Source organism: Crenothrix sp., assembly GCF_043729335.1.
Classification (GTDB): Bacteria; Pseudomonadota; Gammaproteobacteria; order Methylococcales; family Methylomonadaceae; genus Crenothrix.
Map to the genome: position 1 here is coordinate 18,575 of NZ_JAYTLQ010000026.1, position 22,524 is coordinate 41,098.

General features: G+C 44.5%; 19 protein-coding genes. 9 read left to right on the plus strand and 10 right to left on the minus strand.

Going from position 1 to position 22,524, the window contains the following annotated elements; genetic code table 11:
- Positions 1-3 precede the first annotated feature (3 nt).
- Genes ACHZC4_RS05845 through ACHZC4_RS05860 form a run of 4 tightly spaced genes read right to left on the minus strand, consistent with a single transcriptional unit; the run spans position 4 to position 4,747 of the window.
- Positions 4-684, minus strand: coding sequence for a RelA/SpoT domain-containing protein (locus tag ACHZC4_RS05845; RefSeq protein WP_394752888.1), 681 nt, complete (start codon positions 682-684; stop codon positions 4-6).
- On the minus strand, positions 681-1,817 hold the full coding sequence (locus ACHZC4_RS05850) for a ParA family protein (protein ID WP_394752889.1): 1,137 nt from the start codon (positions 1,815-1,817) through the stop codon (positions 681-683). Before ACHZC4_RS05850 ends, ACHZC4_RS05845 begins: the two co-directional genes overlap by 4 nt.
- Positions 1,818-3,476 (minus strand): formylmethanofuran dehydrogenase subunit A, encoded by a 1,659-nt coding sequence (locus tag ACHZC4_RS05855; protein ID WP_394752890.1) that lies wholly within the window; start codon positions 3,474-3,476, stop codon positions 1,818-1,820. It lies immediately after the preceding gene.
- On the minus strand, positions 3,470-4,747 hold the full coding sequence (locus ACHZC4_RS05860; protein ID WP_394752891.1) for a formylmethanofuran dehydrogenase subunit B: 1,278 nt from the start codon (positions 4,745-4,747) through the stop codon (positions 3,470-3,472). Before ACHZC4_RS05860 ends, ACHZC4_RS05855 begins: the two co-directional genes overlap by 7 nt.
- A 341-nt stretch (positions 4,748-5,088) precedes the next feature.
- Between ACHZC4_RS05860 and ACHZC4_RS05865 the strand changes: the two genes are divergently transcribed.
- Positions 5,089-5,610: a DUF1097 domain-containing protein gene (locus ACHZC4_RS05865; protein ID WP_394752892.1), complete on the plus strand. Its 522-nt coding sequence runs from the start codon at positions 5,089-5,091 to the stop codon at positions 5,608-5,610.
- A 63-nt stretch (positions 5,611-5,673) separates the two neighbouring features.
- On the opposite strand, the gene ACHZC4_RS05870 is transcribed toward ACHZC4_RS05865, so the two are convergent.
- The 6 genes from ACHZC4_RS05870 to ACHZC4_RS05895 all read right to left on the minus strand — a co-directional run bounded on the left by ACHZC4_RS05870 (position 5,674) and on the right by ACHZC4_RS05895 (position 9,637).
- A complete protein-coding gene (locus tag ACHZC4_RS05870; protein ID WP_394752893.1) occupies positions 5,674-5,895 on the minus strand; it encodes a GDCCVxC domain-containing (seleno)protein in 222 nt (73 codons plus the stop codon).
- On the minus strand, positions 5,895-6,176 hold the full coding sequence (locus ACHZC4_RS05875; RefSeq protein ID WP_394752894.1) for a cation transporter: 282 nt from the start codon (positions 6,174-6,176) through the stop codon (positions 5,895-5,897). The genes ACHZC4_RS05870 and ACHZC4_RS05875 overlap by 1 nt, the downstream gene beginning before the upstream one ends.
- Positions 6,177-6,182: 6 nt before the next feature.
- Positions 6,183-6,536, minus strand: a complete 354-nt coding sequence (locus ACHZC4_RS05880) for a mercuric transporter MerT family protein (protein ID WP_394752895.1) — start codon at positions 6,534-6,536, stop codon at positions 6,183-6,185.
- Between the two features lie 73 nt (positions 6,537-6,609).
- Entirely contained in the window at positions 6,610-7,008 is a 399-nt protein-coding gene (locus ACHZC4_RS05885; protein WP_394752896.1) for a MerR family transcriptional regulator, read from the minus strand.
- A gap of 38 nt (positions 7,009-7,046) precedes the next feature.
- Complete coding sequence (locus ACHZC4_RS05890; protein ID WP_394752897.1) at positions 7,047-9,281, minus strand: heavy metal translocating P-type ATPase; 2,235 nt, start codon at positions 9,279-9,281, stop codon at positions 7,047-7,049.
- Between the two features lie 146 nt (positions 9,282-9,427).
- Positions 9,428-9,637 carry a heavy-metal-associated domain-containing protein gene (locus ACHZC4_RS05895; protein WP_394752898.1) on the minus strand — a complete coding sequence of 70 codons (210 nt, stop codon included), beginning with the start codon at positions 9,635-9,637 and terminating at the stop codon, positions 9,428-9,430.
- A 189-nt stretch (positions 9,638-9,826) separates the two neighbouring features.
- On the opposite strand from ACHZC4_RS05895, the gene hflD reads away from it, so the two are divergent.
- From hflD to ACHZC4_RS05935, 8 genes are all read left to right on the plus strand, one after another.
- The gene (gene hflD, locus ACHZC4_RS05900) at positions 9,827-10,450 is read left to right on the plus strand and encodes a high frequency lysogenization protein HflD (RefSeq protein WP_394752899.1); all 624 of its coding nucleotides are present in this window, start codon (positions 9,827-9,829) and stop codon (positions 10,448-10,450) included.
- A 137-nt stretch (positions 10,451-10,587) separates the two neighbouring features.
- The gene (uvrB, locus tag ACHZC4_RS05905; RefSeq protein ID WP_394752900.1) at positions 10,588-12,600 is read left to right on the plus strand and encodes an excinuclease ABC subunit UvrB; all 2,013 of its coding nucleotides are present in this window, start codon (positions 10,588-10,590) and stop codon (positions 12,598-12,600) included.
- Positions 12,601-12,698: 98 nt separating this feature from the next.
- A complete protein-coding gene (locus ACHZC4_RS05910; protein WP_394752901.1) occupies positions 12,699-15,524 on the plus strand; it encodes an SUMF1/EgtB/PvdO family nonheme iron enzyme in 2,826 nt (941 codons plus the stop codon).
- Between the two features lie 306 nt (positions 15,525-15,830).
- Positions 15,831-16,979 carry a glycosyltransferase family 4 protein gene (locus ACHZC4_RS05915; RefSeq protein WP_394752902.1) on the plus strand — a complete coding sequence of 383 codons (1,149 nt, stop codon included), beginning with the start codon at positions 15,831-15,833 and terminating at the stop codon, positions 16,977-16,979.
- Positions 16,980-16,992: 13 nt separating this feature from the next.
- A complete protein-coding gene (gene acnB, locus ACHZC4_RS05920) occupies positions 16,993-19,542 on the plus strand; it encodes a bifunctional aconitate hydratase 2/2-methylisocitrate dehydratase (RefSeq protein ID WP_394752903.1) in 2,550 nt (849 codons plus the stop codon).
- A gap of 127 nt (positions 19,543-19,669) precedes the next feature.
- Positions 19,670-20,794, plus strand: a complete 1,125-nt coding sequence (zapE, locus tag ACHZC4_RS05925; RefSeq protein ID WP_394752904.1) for a cell division protein ZapE — start codon at positions 19,670-19,672, stop codon at positions 20,792-20,794.
- Positions 20,795-20,916: 122 nt separating this feature from the next.
- Positions 20,917-21,933, plus strand: a complete 1,017-nt coding sequence (nagZ, locus tag ACHZC4_RS05930) for a beta-N-acetylhexosaminidase (RefSeq protein ID WP_394752905.1) — start codon at positions 20,917-20,919, stop codon at positions 21,931-21,933.
- Entirely contained in the window at positions 21,926-22,462 is a 537-nt protein-coding gene (locus tag ACHZC4_RS05935; protein WP_394752906.1) for a hypoxanthine-guanine phosphoribosyltransferase, read from the plus strand. The genes nagZ and ACHZC4_RS05935 overlap by 8 nt, the downstream gene beginning before the upstream one ends.
- The last annotated feature ends 62 nt before the right edge of the window (positions 22,463-22,524 follow it).

The following is a 22,524-nucleotide window of genomic DNA, read 5'->3' on the forward strand; positions in this document are numbered from 1 at the left end:
ATGTTAAGTCCGACTCTTCTCTTCATGTTCAATATTTGACCTAAATATAGAATCCGCAAGTCTCGTCCCTGTTGATACTAATTTCGATAAAACTCTTAGTTGTTCTCTACAAGCTATGCTATCTGTTGGATGAGGATAGTTAATACTATGATCAATTTCGCCCCAAATCTCTTCAAACAATGTTCGTACTTGTATTTCACAACAAATGGAATTTTTATTGTTTGGTTTTACCACATAGTGAATACTTGTGTAATATGTTTCTCTTAGCTCTGTTAGAACGTTTTGAGTTTTATAAAACTTCTCGGATTCAGGATCCCATGTGAATGCTTTAGGCTGTTCGACAAAAACCCAATCACCATTTTCAATTTTTTTGTTAATCGCTTCGTTGATAGATGGAAATTGATCTTGATATAAATGTAAAACGCGAACCCCAATAAGGTCAGTAATTTCAGTAGATACATTCTCTTTTGTTATGACAGCACCGTCCTTGAATTTACGTCTAAGTTTATCTTCGAGGTGGCTCGGATCTTTCAATCTTGATTTTATTGAATGAATTAATGGAAAAGGTGCTTTATTTAGTTCGGGATGTTTTTGAAAAAAACATTCCACTTGTATCAAAAATTGTTCATATTCAAACTTTCTATCTTTGTAGGCTTGTATGGCCTCTTTAATTACTGCACTCATGTTATAGAAATTGGCATTTTTTCTAATGTAGCAACTCTTTCAAGCAATGATTTTGCAAAATCCATATAATTTTGTTTTGTATGGCGATACTTACCATAACTACCTGTATTCACCTCGAAAGAGTTTTCTTTTAATATTTTCTTATATTCTTTTGAAAGAGAATCATACTTATCTGGAACTTTCCACATTGGACATTTTAGTGCCTGCGCTACGGATGGAAATGTGTTATGCGTATGGATAACTGACGAGCCACCAATGGGTTGGTGTAGCATGTAATCACTCAAGTGACTTCTGTTACACTGTTTAATGTAATCCTCAATAATATCTGGAATTTTTTTCAAATAAAAATCATGTGCATCAGCCAAATTATATTCATTTTTTCCACTAGAATATTTTTTAGCGTTATATATTGTAAAGCCTAAAAACTGTACAAATTTTTTAGGAAACTTGTTTCGTTTATCTTCAGAAATTAAACTGTAAATAGTCTCAAATTCTTTCTGCCACAATTCTAACGAATTACCGATATTTCTAATACCATATAAACTAAACATGTCTGGTTGTGCTGGAATAAAAAAACCATCAACTGTAGAAATAATCGTTTTATTTAAAATACCCAAGCTTGGAGACGTATCGATTATCACATATTCAAAATCATATTGTTCCGAGTATTGCTCACAAATATTTCTGATATTGGTTATAGTTCTGATTGCTAAATTGTCTCCCTGATAAGCGCCGTTCCATCTTTCGGCAAGTTTATTTTCATACTTATGCAATGATAAACGACCTGGTATTAAATAAAGATTTTCATCTAGCTTTATAGCTGGGGGTATTGATGATAAATCACTCACACCCTCTTCAGTAGGTTTTAATAGAAAGTGAATACTACGAGGTGTTTCATTAATTTTAGGATTTTTTTGCAGTGCCTTTTCATAGTCTTCAATGAAGGAGTCTTCCTCATCCCAAATTTTATGCAGTGCTTCTTCTTCGATGCTACAAATGGTTAAATTGCACTGTGGGTCTAAGTCAATGAATAAAGTTTTATGTCCCATTTCATTCAACGCATATCCCAAATGATAACCAAGAGTAGATTTCCCCACACCGCCTTTATTGTTAAACAACGAGATTATTTTCATTTAATTTGCCAATGGATGCACCGTAATACTCCCCCGCCCATCCTCGGTAATCTCATCATCACTGATCTTAAAATTACCCAGCTTCATGGTCAGGTAGCGGTCGAAATAATCTTTCAAACCTGTTTCTACCGACGGATCAAAATCAGGTTGTACAACGTGCGTCGTGCCCCATTTGGTATGCACCACCTTGCCGTCAACCACCACCAGCTCGCCATCTTTAAACACATAATCCGGCTTCTCGAACATGGTTTGCCGATTGGTATTGTCGGTATACACAGTAATATCCGCCCAGTTACCGGCACTTAATCCACCACGATCTTTGAGGCCTATCAACTTAGCGGCACCGGCGCGGGTCATGATGGCAATTTCTTGCAGCGTATATTCACGGGTAATTGATGCCAGTGTAGTCATTTTTTGCGCTTCGGGGTGTATGGTAGACAGTACCTCGTTACGGAAACTTCTATCCATCAGCAAGCGTATCAAATGCGGATAACTGGTAAATGGCGCACCGTTGGGATGGTCGGTGGTCAAAAATATCCGCCACGGATCTTCGACCAATAAGAAAGTCTCCAGCCCGATTGCCCATTGCAGCGCATTAACGAAGTTTTGATCTTTGTACTTAAACGGCACTACACCACAACCGGCATCACATTCAATGTCCATCACCACCCATTTGTTAGGGCTGGCAAACTTATGATTGGCGTGCTGGCGCATATTATCGCCCGATGCGGTGACGGTTTGACCAAATAAAATCTGCCCGACATCGACGGTAATATTTTTGTTTTTGTTAATCGCTTCAGCAATTTGCGCCGCGCCGGAGGAGAATTTCATATCGCCTTCCGTGCCATAGCTGTGGAACTGGATATGCGTTAAGTGCATGGGCAAGCCGCCGATACCTTGGATGGTATCCAGCGTGGTTTGTACGTTGCCAGGCACACCCAGATTACAACCGTGTACATGCAACGGATGCTTAACGCCCAGTTCTTTAACAGCGGTTGCCAGCACTTCCAAAATATCCCGTGGCGTGACCCCGTAATGGGCGTTTTGCTCATCTAAATCCAGTTTGCGCTGATTGAATTTAAACGCGTTAATCCCGCCAGGATTGACGACTTTTACACCAATCGCCTTGGCGGCATTCATCGTCCAGGCAACATAATCGTTAATGGCTTTTTGGTCTTTTTTGGCGGTGAGCATGCGTAGCAGATAATCATCGCTGCCCAGCATGACGTAACCGCCCTTATCCAGAATGGGAATATCGCCCATTTCCATGTGCGCCTGGCGTGCGTTGATTGGCAATACCGCAGGCTCAAAACCGGCGGTATAGCCCATTTCGGCATAGCGATAGCCCGTTACAAAGCTGCTGGGCATGGCATGGCCACAACCGGAACGGGTAATGTCTGAACGTGACACCGGATCCTGGCGATGGTCTTCTGGCAGCATGGTGCGGGCGATATTGCCTTTGCCACCACCGATATGGGTGTGCATGTCTATCGCACCGGACATGACGACTTTGCCGTGCAAATCGTAGTCTTTATCGACCTTGAAATCACCCACCGGCATATCAACAATACGCCCGTCCTGGATGTAAATATCTTGAATTTGACCATCAACCCCGCTGGCAGGATCGTAAACTTGGCCACCGGTTAACTTAATTAACATACTGTTTCCTCGCATAAAGCCTTGTCTATGGCGTTCAGCACGTCCGCCGTACTGGGTAAGCCGGAATCCCGTAATTTTTTCAAGCGGATGGCAACCACGTTGTCGGTGCGGTAGGCATGGCCGACATGGTCGATACCTGGCGTACCGACCGGAATAAACACATCGGGTTCTTTAGCAAATGTCATGCCAGAACGCCCTATCACAATAGTCGGTAATTCAGTGACAGGTGGTACTGATTTGCTGTTAAACGCCTGCACCCATACCAACGCATCGGCTTCACCCTCGGCTATCAATACGTTGGTATCGTTCATAAACGGATCGTATTCAGGGTAGCCACGGCTAAAGCGCGTGCGTGCCGGATAACCGGTCGTCCAACCGCAGACTTGGTTAGCGGTCAGATCGCCTTCTTTACCCGCTAATGGCAAGCCTGAGCAACGGGTATTTTGATTATTGAGGTCCTTAATCATTTCGGAGACCGTCTGCACGGTCAATTCTGCATGGCGATAGGTGAGTGCGCCTGCCGCCCATGTAATCACACTGTATTTTGCAGCCTTTAATTTATCGGCCAGAATTTGTAAATCAGCGACTTTGATGCCTGCCACACTTTCAGTACGAATTGGTTTGCCTTTAATCAAGGCTCTTAAGACTGCGACGACATCGGGTAAATCCTCGGTTGCACAGGGTAAGATTTGTGCTGCTTTACCTGTAGGCGATGTTGCTGCACTGCCCGATGGTGCTGTACCTAAATAAATTACTTCGCGTTGATCGGTTTTTTCGATGAACATGGATTCGGCGTTCCAAATATAGCGTTCGAAAAACCGTGGCAACAGCGTTTCCAAATCTGCACCGATCACTACGAACAAATCGCAGCGATTTTTAACTTCCGCCAGTGTAGTGTTCATCCAGCCGGAATCTTGCAAGGCCAAAAAGTTATTACGGGCGCGGGTAAAGTTCATGTTATCAACCACCGCACCACAGCGATCCGCCAAAGCCAGCAAGCCACGCATACCATTCACATCGGTCGCACAGCCGCCTATTACTGGCAACACGGTATTTTTTAATAGCGCAGCCGCTTTGGCAACGGCAATATCCAGGCTCACTATCTGGCCATCAACTCTAGGCTGCGTATCGGTAATCGCTTGTTCAAATGCTGGTGTATTCACCGCGCAGCCATTTTCCAGTATTCTAACTGTCAGGCCATCAATCTGTATTTTCAGATCGTCCGTGCCGATCCCGCAAAAAGGACTGGGTACTTCAGCTATTTCAGTCACACGCAAACCTCTTGTTCATTTTCGTTAACATTCATTCAAAACCTTTTAACGCTGTATAAAAGCGATTTTCAATGTCTATTCTAACCTTGATTTACGGCGCTGTCTTTACTGTACAGCGTAGCTCCCTAAAACGGCTTATCATTAAGGCTGTAGTTTAGAGCGCTCCACGAACCAGATTGGTAAATTTATGCGTTTATCGTAAAAGCAATATCTGGTAGTATTCGACCACAGCGGGCTTAGCTGTCGCCCGGTAAATCCAGAGGGTTAGATTTCACGGGTTTTGCCATAAAAACCAACCTAAAACAATAGAACAATAAATAATTTTTTTTGGAGATGTAGTTATGAATAGTTTAACCGCGCTGTCTTTAAGCATAGGCGTTTTGAGTGGAGTGGCCACATTTTTGGCTGTAGGCCCTTTAAGCGGCGTATTTTTTATCTGGGCGGCAACGATTGCCTGGGCAGCTTATTTTGCTTTGGGTGCTAACGAGGATGCACTGAAAAAAACCATCGCATGCAGTATTTTCGGTGTGTTTATGGCGACTTTCACGGCGTATGAATTAACCAATGTGCCTGCGGATGCTTATTTTCCTGCTTGGGCAGCATTTACAGTAACTGTATCAGTTGTGGTAACTTGTTTGGCGGCTAATCTGCCTATGCTGTCAGCTATTCCTGCCAGCGTATGGGGTTATTCATCAACGTTTGCTTACTTGCTGCAAACACCTGACAAAATGAACAAAGACGTATTACTGGGTATTTCTCTTGATAACCCGCTGGTGGTTATTTCAATTTCTATTGTAGTGGGTGCTTATTTTGGGGTGGCTTCTGGCAAGCTGGCTGCCATGTGGACAACTAAAGCAGAATAATCTGCTGAGCAACAAAATAACGGCGGACATGATTTCAACGTATTTTCATGTCCGCTCCGCCTATTAATGACCACAACAGTCTTTATCACCTTGCTGTATAGGCGGACAAGGCACTGTGGCATAAGAACAAAAAACGCAACAATCCCCCGATTTTGGCTTTAGTACTACTTTGCAATTCCCGCATTCATAAAACCACTGACACGCATCTGTTGGCATAATCTCGATTTTTACATGACCGCATTCGGGGCACGTAATCGTTGATTCAAGGATTATTGCTTGCGCCATTATTTTTTACCGTCTTGCAGTTTTGATGGATAACCTACATTTTCCGTCGCCTTTAAAAGATCAGGTAGTCCACTTAGTTGGTCATCAAAAACAACCGCCGCTGTTTTGCTTTCATAACTGACATCAACTGATTTAACCCCCGCAACCTTTTGCAAACTTTTCTTGATGGTAATGGGACAAACGGGGCAATCCATACCTGGAATGGATAATACAACGGACTGCTCTGCGGCAAACAAAAACCCAGACTGTGTTAACAATAATAAAAAAACAATATTTTTCATAACAATCTACCTATACATAAATGAAATCAAATAAGGCGATGCAATAGCGGCTATCACCACCGCCACAACGCCCCAAAATGCGCTTTTATACCAGTGCTGCGAAGCTGGTTCTGCACATATCTTGCCTTCTTCACAGGACTGATCAGAGGCGGATTGGTGAATAGCCAAATAAGCAATAACCAAAGCAATCAATGCTATTGCGATAAATAACGGACGATAGGGTTCAAGTGCGGTTAAATTGCTAATCCATGCGCCACTAACGCCCAATGACAATAAAATCAAAGGCCCAGCACAACACAGTGATGATGCAATACCCGCGAGCAAGCCCCCTATTAATGGGAGACTAAATTTTTCTGACACAATAAACACCTCTGATTTTTTAACGGTGTTGAGAAGTGTAGCCCCCGTACCTAACTACAGAGTCAAGGCATTTTTATTTTTTTGAAATAGCGGTGATGATGGGGCATCCGTGAGGGACTGAATTGGATTCGCACGATTGGATAAGCTTTTCCAATGTACTGGCTATGGCTTGCAAGTCCTGAAGTTTGCTTTTGATGATGTCTAGCTTGTGTATAGCAAGCTCTTTTGTCTCCAAACAACTGCCGTCATCCAATGCTAGCAGGTTAGAAATTTCAGTAAGACTGAAGCCCAGTTCTTTAGCGCGTTGAATAAAAAGCAACCGCGCAACGGTATCCTCACCGTAAACACGGTAGCCAGACAATGGTTTTTCAGGTTTCTCTATCAGTCCAATACGTTGGTAGTAGCGGATGGTTTCGAGTCCAATACCTGCTTTTTTGGCTATTATGTTGATAGTTGCTGGTTTATTTGGCATTGACAATGCTTATATAATTAACAGGTTATACTGAGACTCTAGTCATTGAATTTAATCCAGCGCAAACGGTTCGCATTAAACACCACCGTTAACGACGACATGGCCATAGCGGCTCCTGCAATCATCGGATTCAATAACACACCCGCTATCGGATAAAGCAATCCCGCCGCCACCGGAATACTCAAGGTATTATAGAAAAACGCCCCAAACAAATTCTGCTTAATATTTTTTACCGTCGCCTTGGATAAATCAATCGCTTCAGAGACTTTTAACAACGACCCTTGCAAAATCACCACATCGGCACTTTCAATGGCTACGTCAGTGCCTGTGCCAATCGCAAAGCCAACATCAGCCTGCACCAAAGCAGGCGCATCATTCACGCCATCACCGACCATGCCGACAATCTCTTGCGCTTGCAAAGTTTTAATAATCGCCGCTTTATCCTGTGGCAACACTTGCGCCTTAACTTCGGTAATACCAGCAAGATTAGCAATCGCCTGCGCCGTAATCGGATTATCGCCGGTAACCATAATCACGCGGATACCACGCGCTCTTAAATGCTGCACCGCCTGCACAGAATCTTTTTTAATCGGATCAGAAACCGCCACAATACCGACAATTTTATTATCAACAGCCAGTAACATGGGGGTTTGCCCTAAGGCCGACAGTTGTTCAAGTTTTGCGTTGTAGGCATCATAATTCACCAATTTTTTGTCCATTAATGCCTTATTGCCAAAAAATATCCTTTTCTTGTTGATAAGCGCAGTAACTCCGTGACCTGACACGCTTTCAAACTGCTCTACTTTTTCAAGGCTGAGGTTTTTATCTGCTGCAGCGCTTAACACACTGGCCGCCAAAGGATGTTCCGAGCCAGACTCAATGCTTGCAGCCCATTGTAAAATCGTATCTTCGGTGTAATCATCAAAGGTATGAACCGATGCAACAGTCGGTTTGCCTTCGGTAATCGTGCCGGTTTTATCCAACACCAGGCAAGTAATCTCGCCTGCTTTCTGTAAAGCCTCGCCTTTGCGTATCAAAATACCGGATTCTGCTGCTCTGCCCACCGCCACCATCACCGAAATAGGCGTGGCCAAACCTAATGCACAAGGACAAGCAATCACCAAAACCGTCATAGAGGTGACAAACGCATAACCCAAGGACGGTTCTGGCCCCCAGTTATACCAGATGGTAAAGGTAAGCACGGCTATGACGACTACTGCGGGTACAAAAACAGCAGAAATCTTATCCACCAAACGAGCAATATCCGGCTTGCTGCTTTGCGCTTGTTGCACACTTTGGATGATTTGCGCTAACGCGGTATCTCGGCCTATGCGCGTCGCTTTAAACAAAAAACTGCCGGTTTGGTTCATGGAACCCGCCACCACTTTGGAACCGAGCATTTTTTCCACAGGCATGGATTCACCGGTTAGCATGGATTCATCAACTGTGGAATGGCCTTCGAACAACTCGCCATCTACCGGTATCTTTTCGCCGGGTCGAACTCTAACTGTTTCGCCCAGGCCGACTTGCTCAATTTCAATATCAATTTCTTTGCCATCACGCACCACCCGTGCTGTACGGGGTTGCAGACCAATTAATTTACGAATAGCGCCCGAAGTTTTGCCGCGTGATAGCGTTTCTAACCCAGAACCCAGATTGATAAACGCCAAAATCACGACGGCGGCCTCAAAATAAGCATGTTTTGCTATGGATGGCAAAACACCCGAATAACTGATGATTATGCAAGAATACAACCACGCCGAACCCGTGCCCAAGGCAATCAGGGTGTCCATATTGGCCTGGCCGTGTTTTAAGGCATTCAGCGCACCCTTATAAAAGTGCAATCCTGAATACACCAACACGCCCAGCGTAATCAATGCGACTTCTGGCCAAAACTTTTGGCCAGCCGGTGATCCAATTTCAGGAAACCAGGCTAAATGCTCACCTAGCATCAGTAGAATGCCCACTACAGCGGCAACGGCGGCTTTTTTCATTAAGCTGCGATAATGTTGCAACTCCAGTTTTTCCTGCTGACTAGGATCTTCCAGACCTTGCATCACAGCGGCATCGTAACCGGCATTTTTAACGGCAACAATTAATGCATCAGGATCAGCACGGCCTTTTACCCTAGCAGAGTGATCGGCAAAATTGACCGCAACCTCAGTGACACCCGGCACAGACTTTAAAGCTGATTCTACTGCACTTACGCAACCGGCACAGGTCATGCCGAGGATTGATAAACGCAATTCTTCAGAAGCTTGTTCTACACTCATATCCCCATCCTTTTTCTTTGTTAAGGAATGAAAACCACTGTGATGTTACGATTTTTGCCCACGAAAACCACGAAAAAGTAATAGGCAGCTCGTAGGCTGGGTTAGCAGCTTTATCGCGTAACCCAGCGTGTTTGTTAATTGCTGAGTTATTGCACGCTATAACCAGCGGCCTGAATAATACTCTTAATAGCATCCATGCTGGTTTTATCCGGATCAAAATCAACACTAACGCTCTTGTTTGCGCTGGATGCTTTCACCGCAGCCACACCATCAACAGCAGCAAGCTTAGTGCTGACATTGCTTTCACAGCCACCGCATTTCATACCCAATACTGTTAACTCGATTGATTCAATCATTTCATCCACCTTTTGTTTGTATTCACTTTCAATGCTTTATATCACAACTCGACTACTATCCGGTAATCATGGTATAAAAGCCACTAATCATACATACACTTACCTTTCATTATTGCTATTGTTGCCTATTTTACTTAAGAGGTTAAATTGTTGTTACGCTTCTGTTCATTGTCACATCACGGATAACTCATGCAATTAAACTCTCTCACCAACCAAACGATAGCCTTGGCCGGTATCGCACAGGCCGCAGCTTTAATGGATCAACTCGCAACTACCGGCACAGCTGATCCTATTGCCCTGGAAGCCAGTATTGGCAGTATTTTAAAAATAGATTCGGACAGCGTAGTCGATGTGTATGGCGGTTTGTCGGGGCTTAAGTTGGGTCTTGAGCAAATGCAAACGCAAATGACCGGTTATAGAATACCCAGTCACCAACAAGCACGTTATGCGGCTTCCATTGTGTATCTGGAAACTAAGCTGTCTGGTAATAAAGACATGTTAAAAACCATACAAACCGGCATTGCCAGAGCTAAGGCGCAAAGTGAGCAATTTGGCATATTGCATGAAAATGTCATTGCCAATCTGGGTGATATTTATTTTAATACGGTCAGAACGTTAGCACCGCCGGTTATGGTCAACGGCGAACAGGAATATTTATCCAGAACTGACACCACCAACAAAATTCGTGCTTTGCTGTTGGCCGGTGTGCGCTCATCTTTGTTATGGAAACAATGTGGCGGCGCGCGTTGGAAGTTTTTGTTTCATCGTAAAAAAATTGTTACTGAATTGCAGGATTTGTTGAAGCGGGTATAGCGATCAAAATTCAAAGAAACTTAATGACTTTATTGCAATCGTATAGCCAATAAAACGGGGAAATTGATTTTTTTCTTGTTATACATAAAATTAGCATTTTCTTTTAATCCTGCATTTCGGAACTTATTCATCCCATCGTGCAACAAAAACCCTTTAAAATTCACAGCCGTTTTCAACCCGCGGGTAGCCAACCTGAAGCCATTAAGCATTTGGTGGATGGCTTGAATGACGGTGAGCTTCACCAGACTTTATTAGGCGTAACCGGCTCCGGAAAAACTTTCACCATTGCCAATGTTATTAATCAAGTGCAGCGCCCTGCGATGATTATGGCGCCCAATAAAACCCTGGCTGCGCAGTTGTACGGCGAAATGAAAGAGTTTTTCCCAGAAAACAGCGTCGAGTATTTTGTCTCCTATTACGATTATTACCAACCGGAAGCTTATATGCCAGCTTCTGATACGTTTATCGACAAAGATGCTTCGCTCAACGAACACATCGAGCAAATGCGCTTATCCGCTACCAAAGCCTTGATTGAGCGCCGCGATACTATCGTTGTCGCTACCGTTTCCGCTATTTACGGTCTGGGCGAGCCGGAATCGTATTTTAAAATGGTCTTGCATCTGGTCAAAGGCGATATGATCAAGCAGCGCGACGTTCTGCGCCGTCTGGCTGAAATGCAATATACCCGCAACGATATAGAATTACGCCGTGGGACTTACCGTGTACGCGGTGAAATCATTGATGTTTTTCCTGCCGAAGCCGATCAGCAAGCCTTACGTATTGAATTATTTGATGATGAAATTGAGCGCCTGTCGTTATTTGATCCATTGACCGGCGAGATTTTGCATCGCTTGGCGCGTTATACGGTGTATCCTAAAAACCATTACGTTACCCCGCGCGAACAGCTATTATCGGCAGTTGAATCCATAAAAGCGGAACTCAAACAACGCCTGGAATATCTGCGTTCAGTCAATAAACTAGTCGAAGCGCAGCGCCTGGAGCAACGTACTTTATTTGATATCGAGATGATTTTTGAAGTCGGTTATTGTTCCGGTATAGAAAACTATTCACGTTATTTATCGGGCCGGGATGCCGGTGAATCCCCGCCCACTATGTTTGATTATCTGGGCAAAGATGCCCTGCTGATTGTGGATGAAAGCCACGTCAGTATTCCGCAAATTGGTGCGATGTATAAAGGTGATCGATCCCGCAAGGAAACCTTGGTGGAATATGGTTTCAGATTACCATCCGCGTTGGATAACCGACCCTTGCGCTTCGATGAATTTGAAAACAAATCGCCACAGCGTATTTATGTATCAGCAACGCCCGGCAAATATGAAAAAGAACATTCTGGAGTTTTTGTTGAACAAGTGGTCAGGCCCACAGGCTTGCTTGATCCCATTGTAGAAGTCCGTCCGGCCAGCAATCAAGTCGATGATTTATTGTCGGAAATTAACTTGCGTGTTGCGGTAAAAGAGCGGGTGTTAGTTACCACCTTAACCAAAAAAATGTCCGAAGACTTAACCGAATACCTGACTGAAAACGGTGTGCGGGTACGCTATTTGCATTCCGATATAGAAACCGTAGAGCGGGTGGAAATTATCCGTGATTTACGTTTGGGTCAGTTTGATGTATTGGTGGGCATTAACTTACTGCGTGAAGGCCTGGATATACCGGAAGTATCTTTGGTGGCCATATTGGACGCTGATAAGGAAGGCTTTTTGCGTTCGGTAGTATCGCTGGTGCAAACCATAGGCCGTGCCGCGCGTAATGTGAATGGTAAAGCAATTTTGTACGGCGATCGCATCACCAACTCCATGCAACAGGCGATTGACGAAACTGATCGTCGCCGCGAAACCCAACAGCTTTATAATACTGAACATAACATCAGTCCGACGACCATTTATAAATCCGTCCTTGATATTATGCAGGCAAGCATTCCTGGATCCGGTAAACCGTCAAACAATAAAGCCCAAGATAAAGTAGCGGAAATTTCCGCCAGTTATCAGGTCATGACACCCAAGCAATTGAGTAAAAGGCTTAAACAACTGGAAGATGCCATGTATCAACACGCCAAAAATCTTGAATTTGAACAGGCCGCCAAAACCCGTGATGAAATTAAGTTATTGCGTGAGCAAATGCTGATTTAAATATGTTGAGTCAATGCCTGTAGTGTTGTACCTTAATTCGCAAGTACAACAAAATTCCTGCTTGAATCTCTCACCACAGTCCACACAGAAAACACCGCATGACGCAGCCTCCAAGCCAACAAATTTTTCTAAGCTTCAGCCCAACAGACAGGCAAGCCGCCGCCATTTTACGTGCAGAACTGGAAAAAGCAGGAATGCTGGTATTTCAAGAGAAAAACACAGTAAGTTTGAGTGATAGCTGGTTATATAACCTACAAGATAAGCTAAAAAACTGCTCTGTGTTTATCGCACTGGTGGGACACGAAGGTGTGCAGCAATGGACGAGTGTTGAAATGCAACTTGCCCTGGCGCGTAATCTATTACCCCATGATGATAGCCAGTGGCTCCCCATTTATTTATTGTCGCTACCGGATGCCGATCCTCAAAAAATCCCACCTATACTCAGCGATTTTCAGTGGCTATCGTGGCAAATTGACAGCGCCGTCCCTAAAATTCTGCTTACCGCCATACAATCACGCACCGAACTGGTTGCTACCGAAAAACAGGCTGAAATTTGTCCGTACCTGGGGCTTAACACCTTTCAACGCGAGCATGCGCCGCTATTTTTTGGTCGCCGCAAAGAAACACTGGAAATAATCCGTTTTTTTGGTACCCAATCACAAGTTAATCCCGATCATATCCGTCGTGATGATGATCAGTTCTGTCGCTGGATACAGATTGAAGGCAGCAGCGTTAGCGGCAAATCGTCATTAATTAACGCCGGATTGATTCCGTTAATTGAACAAGGGGCATTGTGGCCACGCACCGGATTTAAAACCTGGAAAATTCTGGGGCCAATGATACCCAGCGAAAACCCTTTGCAGCAATTGGCGGAATTACTGGAATGTGCCTTAGTTAAAGATCCTGACGAGCGTGATTTTAACCGAAGCTACAAACAGCTGTTACCGGATGATACGGTACTTAATAAGCGTCTGAATGCAGTTAAAGAGCTCGATGTGGGTTTTGTGCTAATTGTCGATCAGTTTGAAGAGCTGTTTACGCTATCAAATAAAAATGAGCAGCGTCGGTTTGATGCCCAGCTAGCCAATGCCTTACTGGAAAAAGACAGTCGTTTTTTTCTGATGACATCGATAGCGACCGGTTTTCTGGAAGGCTTCGAACACTTGCTGTATCTTTCGGAATGGTATAACACCCGCTGTAAGCGCTATGCGCTGCCTAGTATTTCGCAAACAGCTTTGCGTGAGATTATTGAACGGCCTGCGCAGTTATCTGGGCTAAATGTTAAAGATATTGTACCGGTTATACTGGCCGATGCTAAAAATGAAACCGGTGTTTTACCCCTTGTTGAAAATGCCCTGCATTACTTGTGGGAACACCGGCACGATAATCGGCTCAGTGTTACTTTATACACACAAAAAGGTGGGATTGCCGGCTTACTGGAAACAGAAGCCGATGAATTGCTGGTACGTTTAGAGCAGGAAATTCCAGGCAGTAAAGAAAATGCTTTAAAACTGCTGCTTGCGCTAACACGCATGAGTCCCGATGGCCGCCATAATCGTCAACGCTTGGCTTTGGATGAAGCCAGACATATTGCCGGGCAAGGTGATGTGAAATTGGGTCGAAAAATAATCAATTTCTTATCCGGCAAACCCGACGCCAGCCAAGCCAGTCAAAAAAGCAAGGGTGGCCTGCGTTTGCTGACCATAGTAGGTGCAGGAGAATCTACCGGCAATTATCAAATGCCACTGCATAAGCAACAATTTATCGATCTATTGTATGAACCGTTGATTCGCCCCCGTGGTCAAGATGAAGACACAGGCCAGCCAGTGGGTTATTGGCGAACACTGTATGAATATATTGGCAGTAGCAGCCAAATCAATAACTATCAACACTCGTTAACGCAACGCGCTAAAGCCTGGAACCATAGTCGAGGTTTTTGGCGCTGGTGGCAGCTGGCGGGGTGGTCCGATTTACGCACTTATCACAAGCTGGCTATCAGCAATCCTGAGTCTACAGAAGGCCGATTTATACACTGGAGTAAGATTGCTCTAGGCGTAAAAACGGCATTACAGGTACTGGTGCTGGCTTTTGTGGGTCAATCTTTTTATTGGACGGTAAAACACAATTTACCCCTCAGTTATATGCTGATGCAGCAACGTTTTCGCTTGATGGATGCAGGTTTTTTACCCGTGCCTCTACCCGAAATGGTAGCCATTGAAAGCGATGAAGTGTCACCACCAATGAGTGATCCGAATATCAGTTTTCTGTCTGATGACGGCGAACCGGCGCTACAAGCCGCAAAATTTGCTGCACCGGGCACCGAAATTGGCTTGGCGAAACGCTTTTATCTGAGCAAATACGAAATTACTTATCAACAGTTTGATTATTACGTCTGGACGCAAAATGACAAAGTAGATTATCCCGCCACAGCCAAGGGCGGACGTGATCAGCATCCGGTCGCGAATGTGTCCTGGTACAATGCCAATGCCTATTTAACCTGGCTCAGTGACAAAACCCACAAGCATTACCGGTTACCCACAGAAGCCGAATGGCAATATGCGGATCGCGCCAAAACCACTACCAATTTTTGGTGGGGTGATGGCATCGGTAAAAACAAAGCCAATTGTACTGATTGTGGCAGTGCCTGGGATGGTGAGCAATCTGCGCCCGTGGGTAGTTTTGCAGCAAATTCTTTCGGCTTGTATGATACGGTAGGGAACGTCCATGAATGGACTTGTTCAGCATGGAAAGAACAACCCGATGGCAACGAATATACGTGCGCTATGCAAAGCGGTGCCTCAAGGGTATTTTTGGGGGGGTCATTCCGTAACCGTTCGATATTTTTATTATATTCATCGCGGGATTGGGATGTGCCGGGCTATACCAGTGATAACTTGGGTTTTCGGGTGGCCAGGATTGATTGATTATGCTTAAAAGTTGATGTTATAAAGATGAAGCTGAATCAACTGGGGGTTTAAAAAGCAAAAAACCATTTGCGAATTAACCGAACCTGTCTGGAAGTAAGATTGTTATTAATATCTACGCTAGCACTAATACCACGAATGATGCCATCGTACCTTGGCACATTTGTGATTGATAAAGCCGATTATTAAAAAATTAACAAGCGCGTCTATAGTAAAGAAATGAAGCAAGCAATGATCGGTAGAGGGGTTAAGTCCACTGATCTTTAAACCTAAGCATCGAAAAATTTTTTCTCGTGGAGGTTAATTATGCGTATCGCCCATATAGAGTCATCCATGCACTGGGGTGGACAGGAATTAAGAATTGTCGAGCAAACTGAATGGCTTAATGGACATAATCATCCAACCTGGATAATCGCTCGTCCGGGCGCTGCGATTGTCGAAAAAGCCCAGGAAAAGTCGTTACCTGTCTACCAAATGCCCATTAGAGGAGCTTTTAATGTCAATACCTTGCGGAAATTACGGCGATTTTTGGACTTTCAGGGCATTGAGATAATGGATTGTCATGGCAGCCGAGATGCTACTTATGGCGCTTACATCCGCTGGCTGACCGGCTTGCCGGTAGTTAGATCCAGACATATTATTGATCCGATTCGTAGCGATCGTTTTAATCGCCTTATATGGCGACACGGTAATAACGGTATTATAGTGACGGCGAAAGCGATTCGCGACGACATTATTAAATCTGGTCTAAATTCCCAGGATAAAATTTTTGTTGCTGAAGCCGGCGTTGACGAAAAGCGTTTTCATCCACAAATTGATGGCGCTAAATTAAGGCATCGCTTAGGGATTCCCTTGCATCATTTGGTAATAGCCAATATCGGCATGATCCGCGCTGACAAAGGTCAATTGCAGTTTATCCATGCGTGTCGTCACTTATTAGCCAAGCACAAGAATATTACCTGTATCCAGATTGGTGAAGCGCCATCACACTCTATTTCTTATAAGAAAAAAGTAGTGGAAGCGGCCAATAAATACCCTACCCAAGGCTGTATTCGTTTTTTGGGCTATAAACCTGATATTGAAAATTGGCTGGCATTAGCTGATGTGATTATCATTGCCTCCATTGGCACCGAGGCCAAGACTCGCTTGGTATCGCAAGCCTTTTTAATGAAAAAAAATATTGTAGCCACCAATGTTGGCGGTTTGCCAGAAATGATTGAGCACCAGAAAACTGGCCTGCTTTGCCCGGCAAATAATCCTGGTGCGTTGGCAGAGGCGGTCGAACAGCTTATTGACAATAAACCATTTGCGCAACATTTATGCGAAAATGCCTATCAATATGCCCAGCAAACTCTCACTTTTGGACGTATGATGAATGGTATGCTGTATACGTATGAGAAGGGAATAGCCGCAGCACAAAAACCACTAAACAATCGCTCTATTTTTATACCTTGATTTGGATAAACCCATGCTAGAACAATACCGCAAACATGTAGCCGAACGCGCCGCTGAAGGCATCGTACCTAAACCGCTCAATGCCGAACAAACAGCAGCTTTAGTTGAATTAATCAAGCAGCCACCTACTGGAGAAGAAGGCTTTGTATTAGATTTGCTAGCCAACCGAATCCCGGCAGGTGTCGATGAAGCTGCTTATGTTAAAGCCGGATTTCTAGCAGCAGTGGCTAAAGGTGAAGTTAATTCGCCCATATTAAGCGCAGAACGAGCCACTGAATTATTGGGAACTATGCTGGGTGGTTACAACGTTGCGCCGTTGATTGAATTATTAGATAACCCCGTAATGGCATCGATTGCCGCGCAGGCTTTATCTCGAACCTTGCTGATTTTTGACGCTTTCCATGATGTGGAGGAAAAAGCCCAAGCAGGTAATACTTACGCCAAACAGGTCATTCAGTCTTGGGCAGATGCAGAGTGGTTTACTAATAAGCCGGTTGTGCCGGAAAAATTAACCGTTACCGTGTTTAAAGTGACGGGTGAGACTAACACGGATGATTTATCACCGGCACCGGATGCCTGGTCGCGCCCTGATATTCCTTTACATGCCAAAGCCATGTTAAAAATGCCCCGCGAAGGCATTACCAACGCCGAACAGCAAATCAACGAACTTAAACAAAAAGGCTTCCCCATTGCTTATGTCGGCGATGTGGTCGGCACAGGATCGTCGCGCAAATCCGCTACCAATTCAGTATTATGGTTTATGGGCAATGACATGCCGTATATTCCTAACAAGCGCGAAGGCGGTGTGTGCATAGGCGGCAAGATTGCGCCGATCTTTTTTAATACCATGGAAGATTCCGGCGCATTGCCGTTTGAATGCGATGTAACCAGTATGGCGATGGGCGATGTTATTGATATTTACCCTTACCAAGGTGTTGTTAAACGCCATGATACTAATCAAGAAATCTGCAAATTCGAACTCAAAACCGATATCCTGCTTGATGAAGTCCGCGCCGGTGGCCGTATTCCGCTAATTATCGGCCGTGCTTTAACAGACCGCGCCCGCAAACTCTTAGGTTTAGATGCTTCTACAGTCTTTAAACGTGCTGGCGATGTCGTGATCAGCAGCAAAGGCTTTACGCTGGCACAGAAAATAGTGGGTAAAGCGTGTGGTGTAGCCGGGGTACGTCCCAATACGTATTGCGAGCCGTATATGACCACCGTAGGTTCACAAGATACCACCGGCCCTATGACCCGTGACGAGTTGAAAGACTTGGCTTGTTTGGGTTTTTCGGCTGATTTGGTATTGCAATCGTTTTGCCATACCGCCGCTTACCCCAAACCAATTGATGTGGCCATGCAACACAGCCTGCCGGACTTTATCATGAACCGTGGCGGTGTGTCGTTACGGCCTGGCGATGGCATTATTCATTCCTGGTTAAACCGTATGTTATTACCCGATACTGTCGGTACGGGTGGTGATTCGCACACCCGTTTCCCTATCGGTATTTCCTTTCCGGCAGGTTCCGGTTTAGTGGCTTTTGCAGCGGCAACTGGGGTAATGCCATTGGATATGCCGGAATCGGTACTGGTGCGGTTTAAAGGCACAATGCAACCTGGTATTACTTTGCGCGATATGGTTAATGCCATCCCTTACGCTGCTTTAAAAAGTGGTTTGCTGACGCTGGATAAAAAAGGCAAGAAGAACGTGTTTTCTGGCCGTATCTTGGAAATTGAAGGCTTGCCGGATTTAAAAGTCGAGCAGGCGTTTGAGTTATCTGATGCGTCTGCCGAACGCTCTGCCGGTGGCTGTACTATTCGTTTGAATGAATCACCGATCCGTGAATATCTCACTTCCAACGTTAGTTTGTTAACATGGATGATCGCCCAGGGTTATGGGGATGTACGCACTATTGAACGCCGCATTAAACATATGCAAGACTGGTTGGCTAATCCGGTATTAATGGAAGCCGATGCGGATGCTGAATATTTTGAAATCATTGAAATCAATATGGATGATATCAAAGAGCCGTTGCTGGCTTGTCCGAATGATCCCGATGACATCAAACCATTATCGGAAGTGGCCGGAACGGTAATTGATGAGGTATTTTTAGGGTCATGTATGACCAATATTGGTCATTTCCGTGCCGCAGGTAAATTGCTGGAACAACAAAAAGGCGATTTGCCCACACGGCTTTGGATAGCCCCGCCCACTAAGATGGATCAGAAGCAACTCACTGAAGAAGGCTATTACGGTATATTCGGTAAAACCGGAGCCCGAATGGAAATGCCGGGGTGTTCTTTATGTATGGGTAATCAGGCACGGGTAAAAGAGGGCGCGACTGTGGTCTCAACCTCTACGCGTAATTTCCCTAACCGTTTGGGAAATGGTGCGAATGTATTTTTGTCGTCTGCTGAATTGGCGGCAGTGTGTTCAATTTTGGGCAAGATTCCAACTTTTGATGAATACATGCAGTATGCAAATCAGATTAGTGCAACAGCTGATGATACCTTCCGCTATCTCAATTTTGACCAAATGGACAGCTATCAAAAGGCGGGTTGAGTTGTTTAAGGTCAGTTAAGATTCAATTGATTGCATTCACCCTATAAACGGTTATGAGTTTTCCCCTTTTTCAAAGAGGGGAATTGAATCTTATTGGAACCTTGAATCCTGGTTATAGTTTGTATCCATGCTAAAAAAGCCCAACTTACCGATTAGCGCTAACTTGCTGCTCGCGCATTATCAAGACAGAGTAGCCAAGCAGACTATTCACGCGGATGATGCCCAGCTAATCACTTTGCAACATCTCCAGAACCTTTTGGATAACGCGCTGCTTACTATTGCTTACGAGCAAAAATCTAGCCTGGAAAAGTTGCTGTCCAAACGGCCAGAGCCTTGTAAAAGCTTGTATTTGTACGGCGGTGTGGGGCGCGGAAAGTCTATGTTGATGGATTTGTTTTACGACGCTTGCCCTATTTCACAAAAGCGCCGTGTCCATTTCAGCGCTTTTTTGCTGGAAGTCCACACGTTTACTCATCAATGTCGGCAACAAAATATTCCTGATGCGCTGCTGCTGTTAGCAAAATATCTGCGCGATTATGTGCGTGTATTGTGCATTGATGAGTTTCACGTTACCGATATTGCCGATGCCATGATTATAGGCCGCTTGTTTAGCGCATTGTTTGAACATGGCGTTATCGTGGTAATTACTTCTAATCGGCATCCAAATGATTTATATCAGGGCGGTTTGCTAAAAGAACAGTTTTTGTTTTTTATTACCGTGTTGCAAAAAGCAGCGGATATTATTGAGCTCCAGGCGCTAGAAGATTTTCGTCTAAGGCAACCGCATACCCATAAAATCAGCTATTGCTTTCCATTGGATGCTTACGCCAATGCTTTTATCCAACATCATTATGATACTTTAACGCGCTGCGTTCCCCGTCAGCCCATGATATTGGAAGTATGGGGCCATCGTATTACCTTAACGGCGGTATATGAAGATATTGCGCTCAGTTCTTTTGAAGAGTTGTGCGTACACCCCTTGGGTGCAGCGGATTACATTAAAATAGCCAGCTTATTTAACACACTTATTATTGCGGGCATTCCAAAATTAACCGCCGCCATGCGTAACGAAGCCAAGCGTTTCGTCAGTTTGGTAGATGCGCTTTATGAGCATAAGGTCAGATTAATTTGCAGTGCCGCTGTGCCCATTACTGAAATTTATACCGAAGGCGATGGCTCATTCGAATTTGAACGTACGGTGTCGCGATTGATTGAGATGCAATCGGAGCGCTATTTGGATAGTGTTGGTTAGATTATTACTTTCGGCGCTGACTACGCAAAAGTATTTTCCTGTTACAATTAACCCATAAAAATGTAATGTATTGTGAAGTTTTAATACATTATTTTGCCCTTGATTTCTACTCCAGCCAAAATATGATCGAATACCCCATAGGCCCCGTTATGCTTGATGTTGCTGGCTTAACGCTAACGCAGCATGAACGTGAAATAATTAATCACCCCAATACCGGCGCGGTTATCTTTTTTGCCAGAAATTATGAAAGTCCCGAGCAAATTACCGCGTTAGTTAACAGTATACGGACAGCACGGCAGGGGGATATTTTAATCGCCGTCGATCAGGAAGGTGGTCGTGTACAGCGTTTTAGAAACGGTTTTACCCGTTTGCCAGCGGCCTGTTGTTATGCAGATTCACCCGAATTGGCAGAACCTGCTGGTTGGCTAATGGCAGCGGAATTGCGGGCAGTTGGCGTGGATTTCAGCTTTGCGCCTGTGCTGGATGTTGATTGCGGCATCAGTCAGGTTATTGGTGATCGCTCCTTTTCAACCGAATGTGTTGATGCTGCAAAACTGGCCAGTGCTTTCAGGAAAGGCATGAACAGTGCCGGAATGGCAGCTACCGGCAAACATTTCCCAGGGCATGGCGCAGTGGCGGCAGATTCACATCTGGCATCACCGGTAGACGATCGGGATTTTGACAGCATCATGGCAAAAGACGTGCTGCCGTTTAAACAATTGATTGCTGAAGGGCTGGAAGCCATCATGCCAGCCCATGTGGTGTATTCTAAAGTCGATGCTAATCCGGCCGGTTTTTCAGCGTTCTGGATACAACAAGTGTTACGTCAGCAACTGAATTTTAACGGCACAGTATTCAGTGATGACTTAAGCATGGAAGGTGCGGCGTTTGCAGGTGGTTTCGTTGAACGGGCATTGATGGCGCAACAAGCCGGTTGTGATATGTTGTTGGTTTGTAATAACTCGGACGCGGCTGAACAAGTGCTGGAATCACTGCCAATAACCCAAAACTCAGTGCGTGAACAACGTTTAAACGCCATGCGGGGCAGGGCGGCGCTCAATCTTGAACAATTACAGCAAACTGAAAAATGGCAACAGACTGTTGTACTTATCAATCAACTCATGGCTAAACATGCTTAACGAAATCCAACAAATCCAACAAACATCGCAATTACTGCATACCGAACGTCAGGTTGAAGCGGCGTTAGATGTTATGGCTCAGCAGATTAACACCGTGCTGGCGGATAAAAATCCACTGGTATTGTGCGTGATGAATGGTGGTATTGTCGTTGCGGGTAAGTTATTAACTCGATTAACCATGCCGTTAACGATTGATGCCATTAATGCAACTCGCTATCAAAACAAAACTATTGGCCAGATTATTGAGTGGGTACTTAAGCCTTCAGTATCCATTAAAAATAGAACAGTTTTGATTGTTGATGATATTCTTGACGAAGGCATTACCTTGAAGGCAATCCAGGAGTATTGTTTAGAGCAAGGCGCAAGCGCTGTTTATAGTGCGGTTTTGGTTAATAAAATACTGGATCATCAAAAACCTATTGCAGCCGATTTTGTTGGTTTAGATGTAGAAAATCGTTACGTATTTGGTTATGGTATGGATTACAAAGGTTATTTGCGTAATGCCGCTGGTATTTATGCTGTGCCGTAGAGACGCAAAATCTTGCATCTCTACCTAGATAATTATCAAAAAATGACTGAATTTTAGAACAA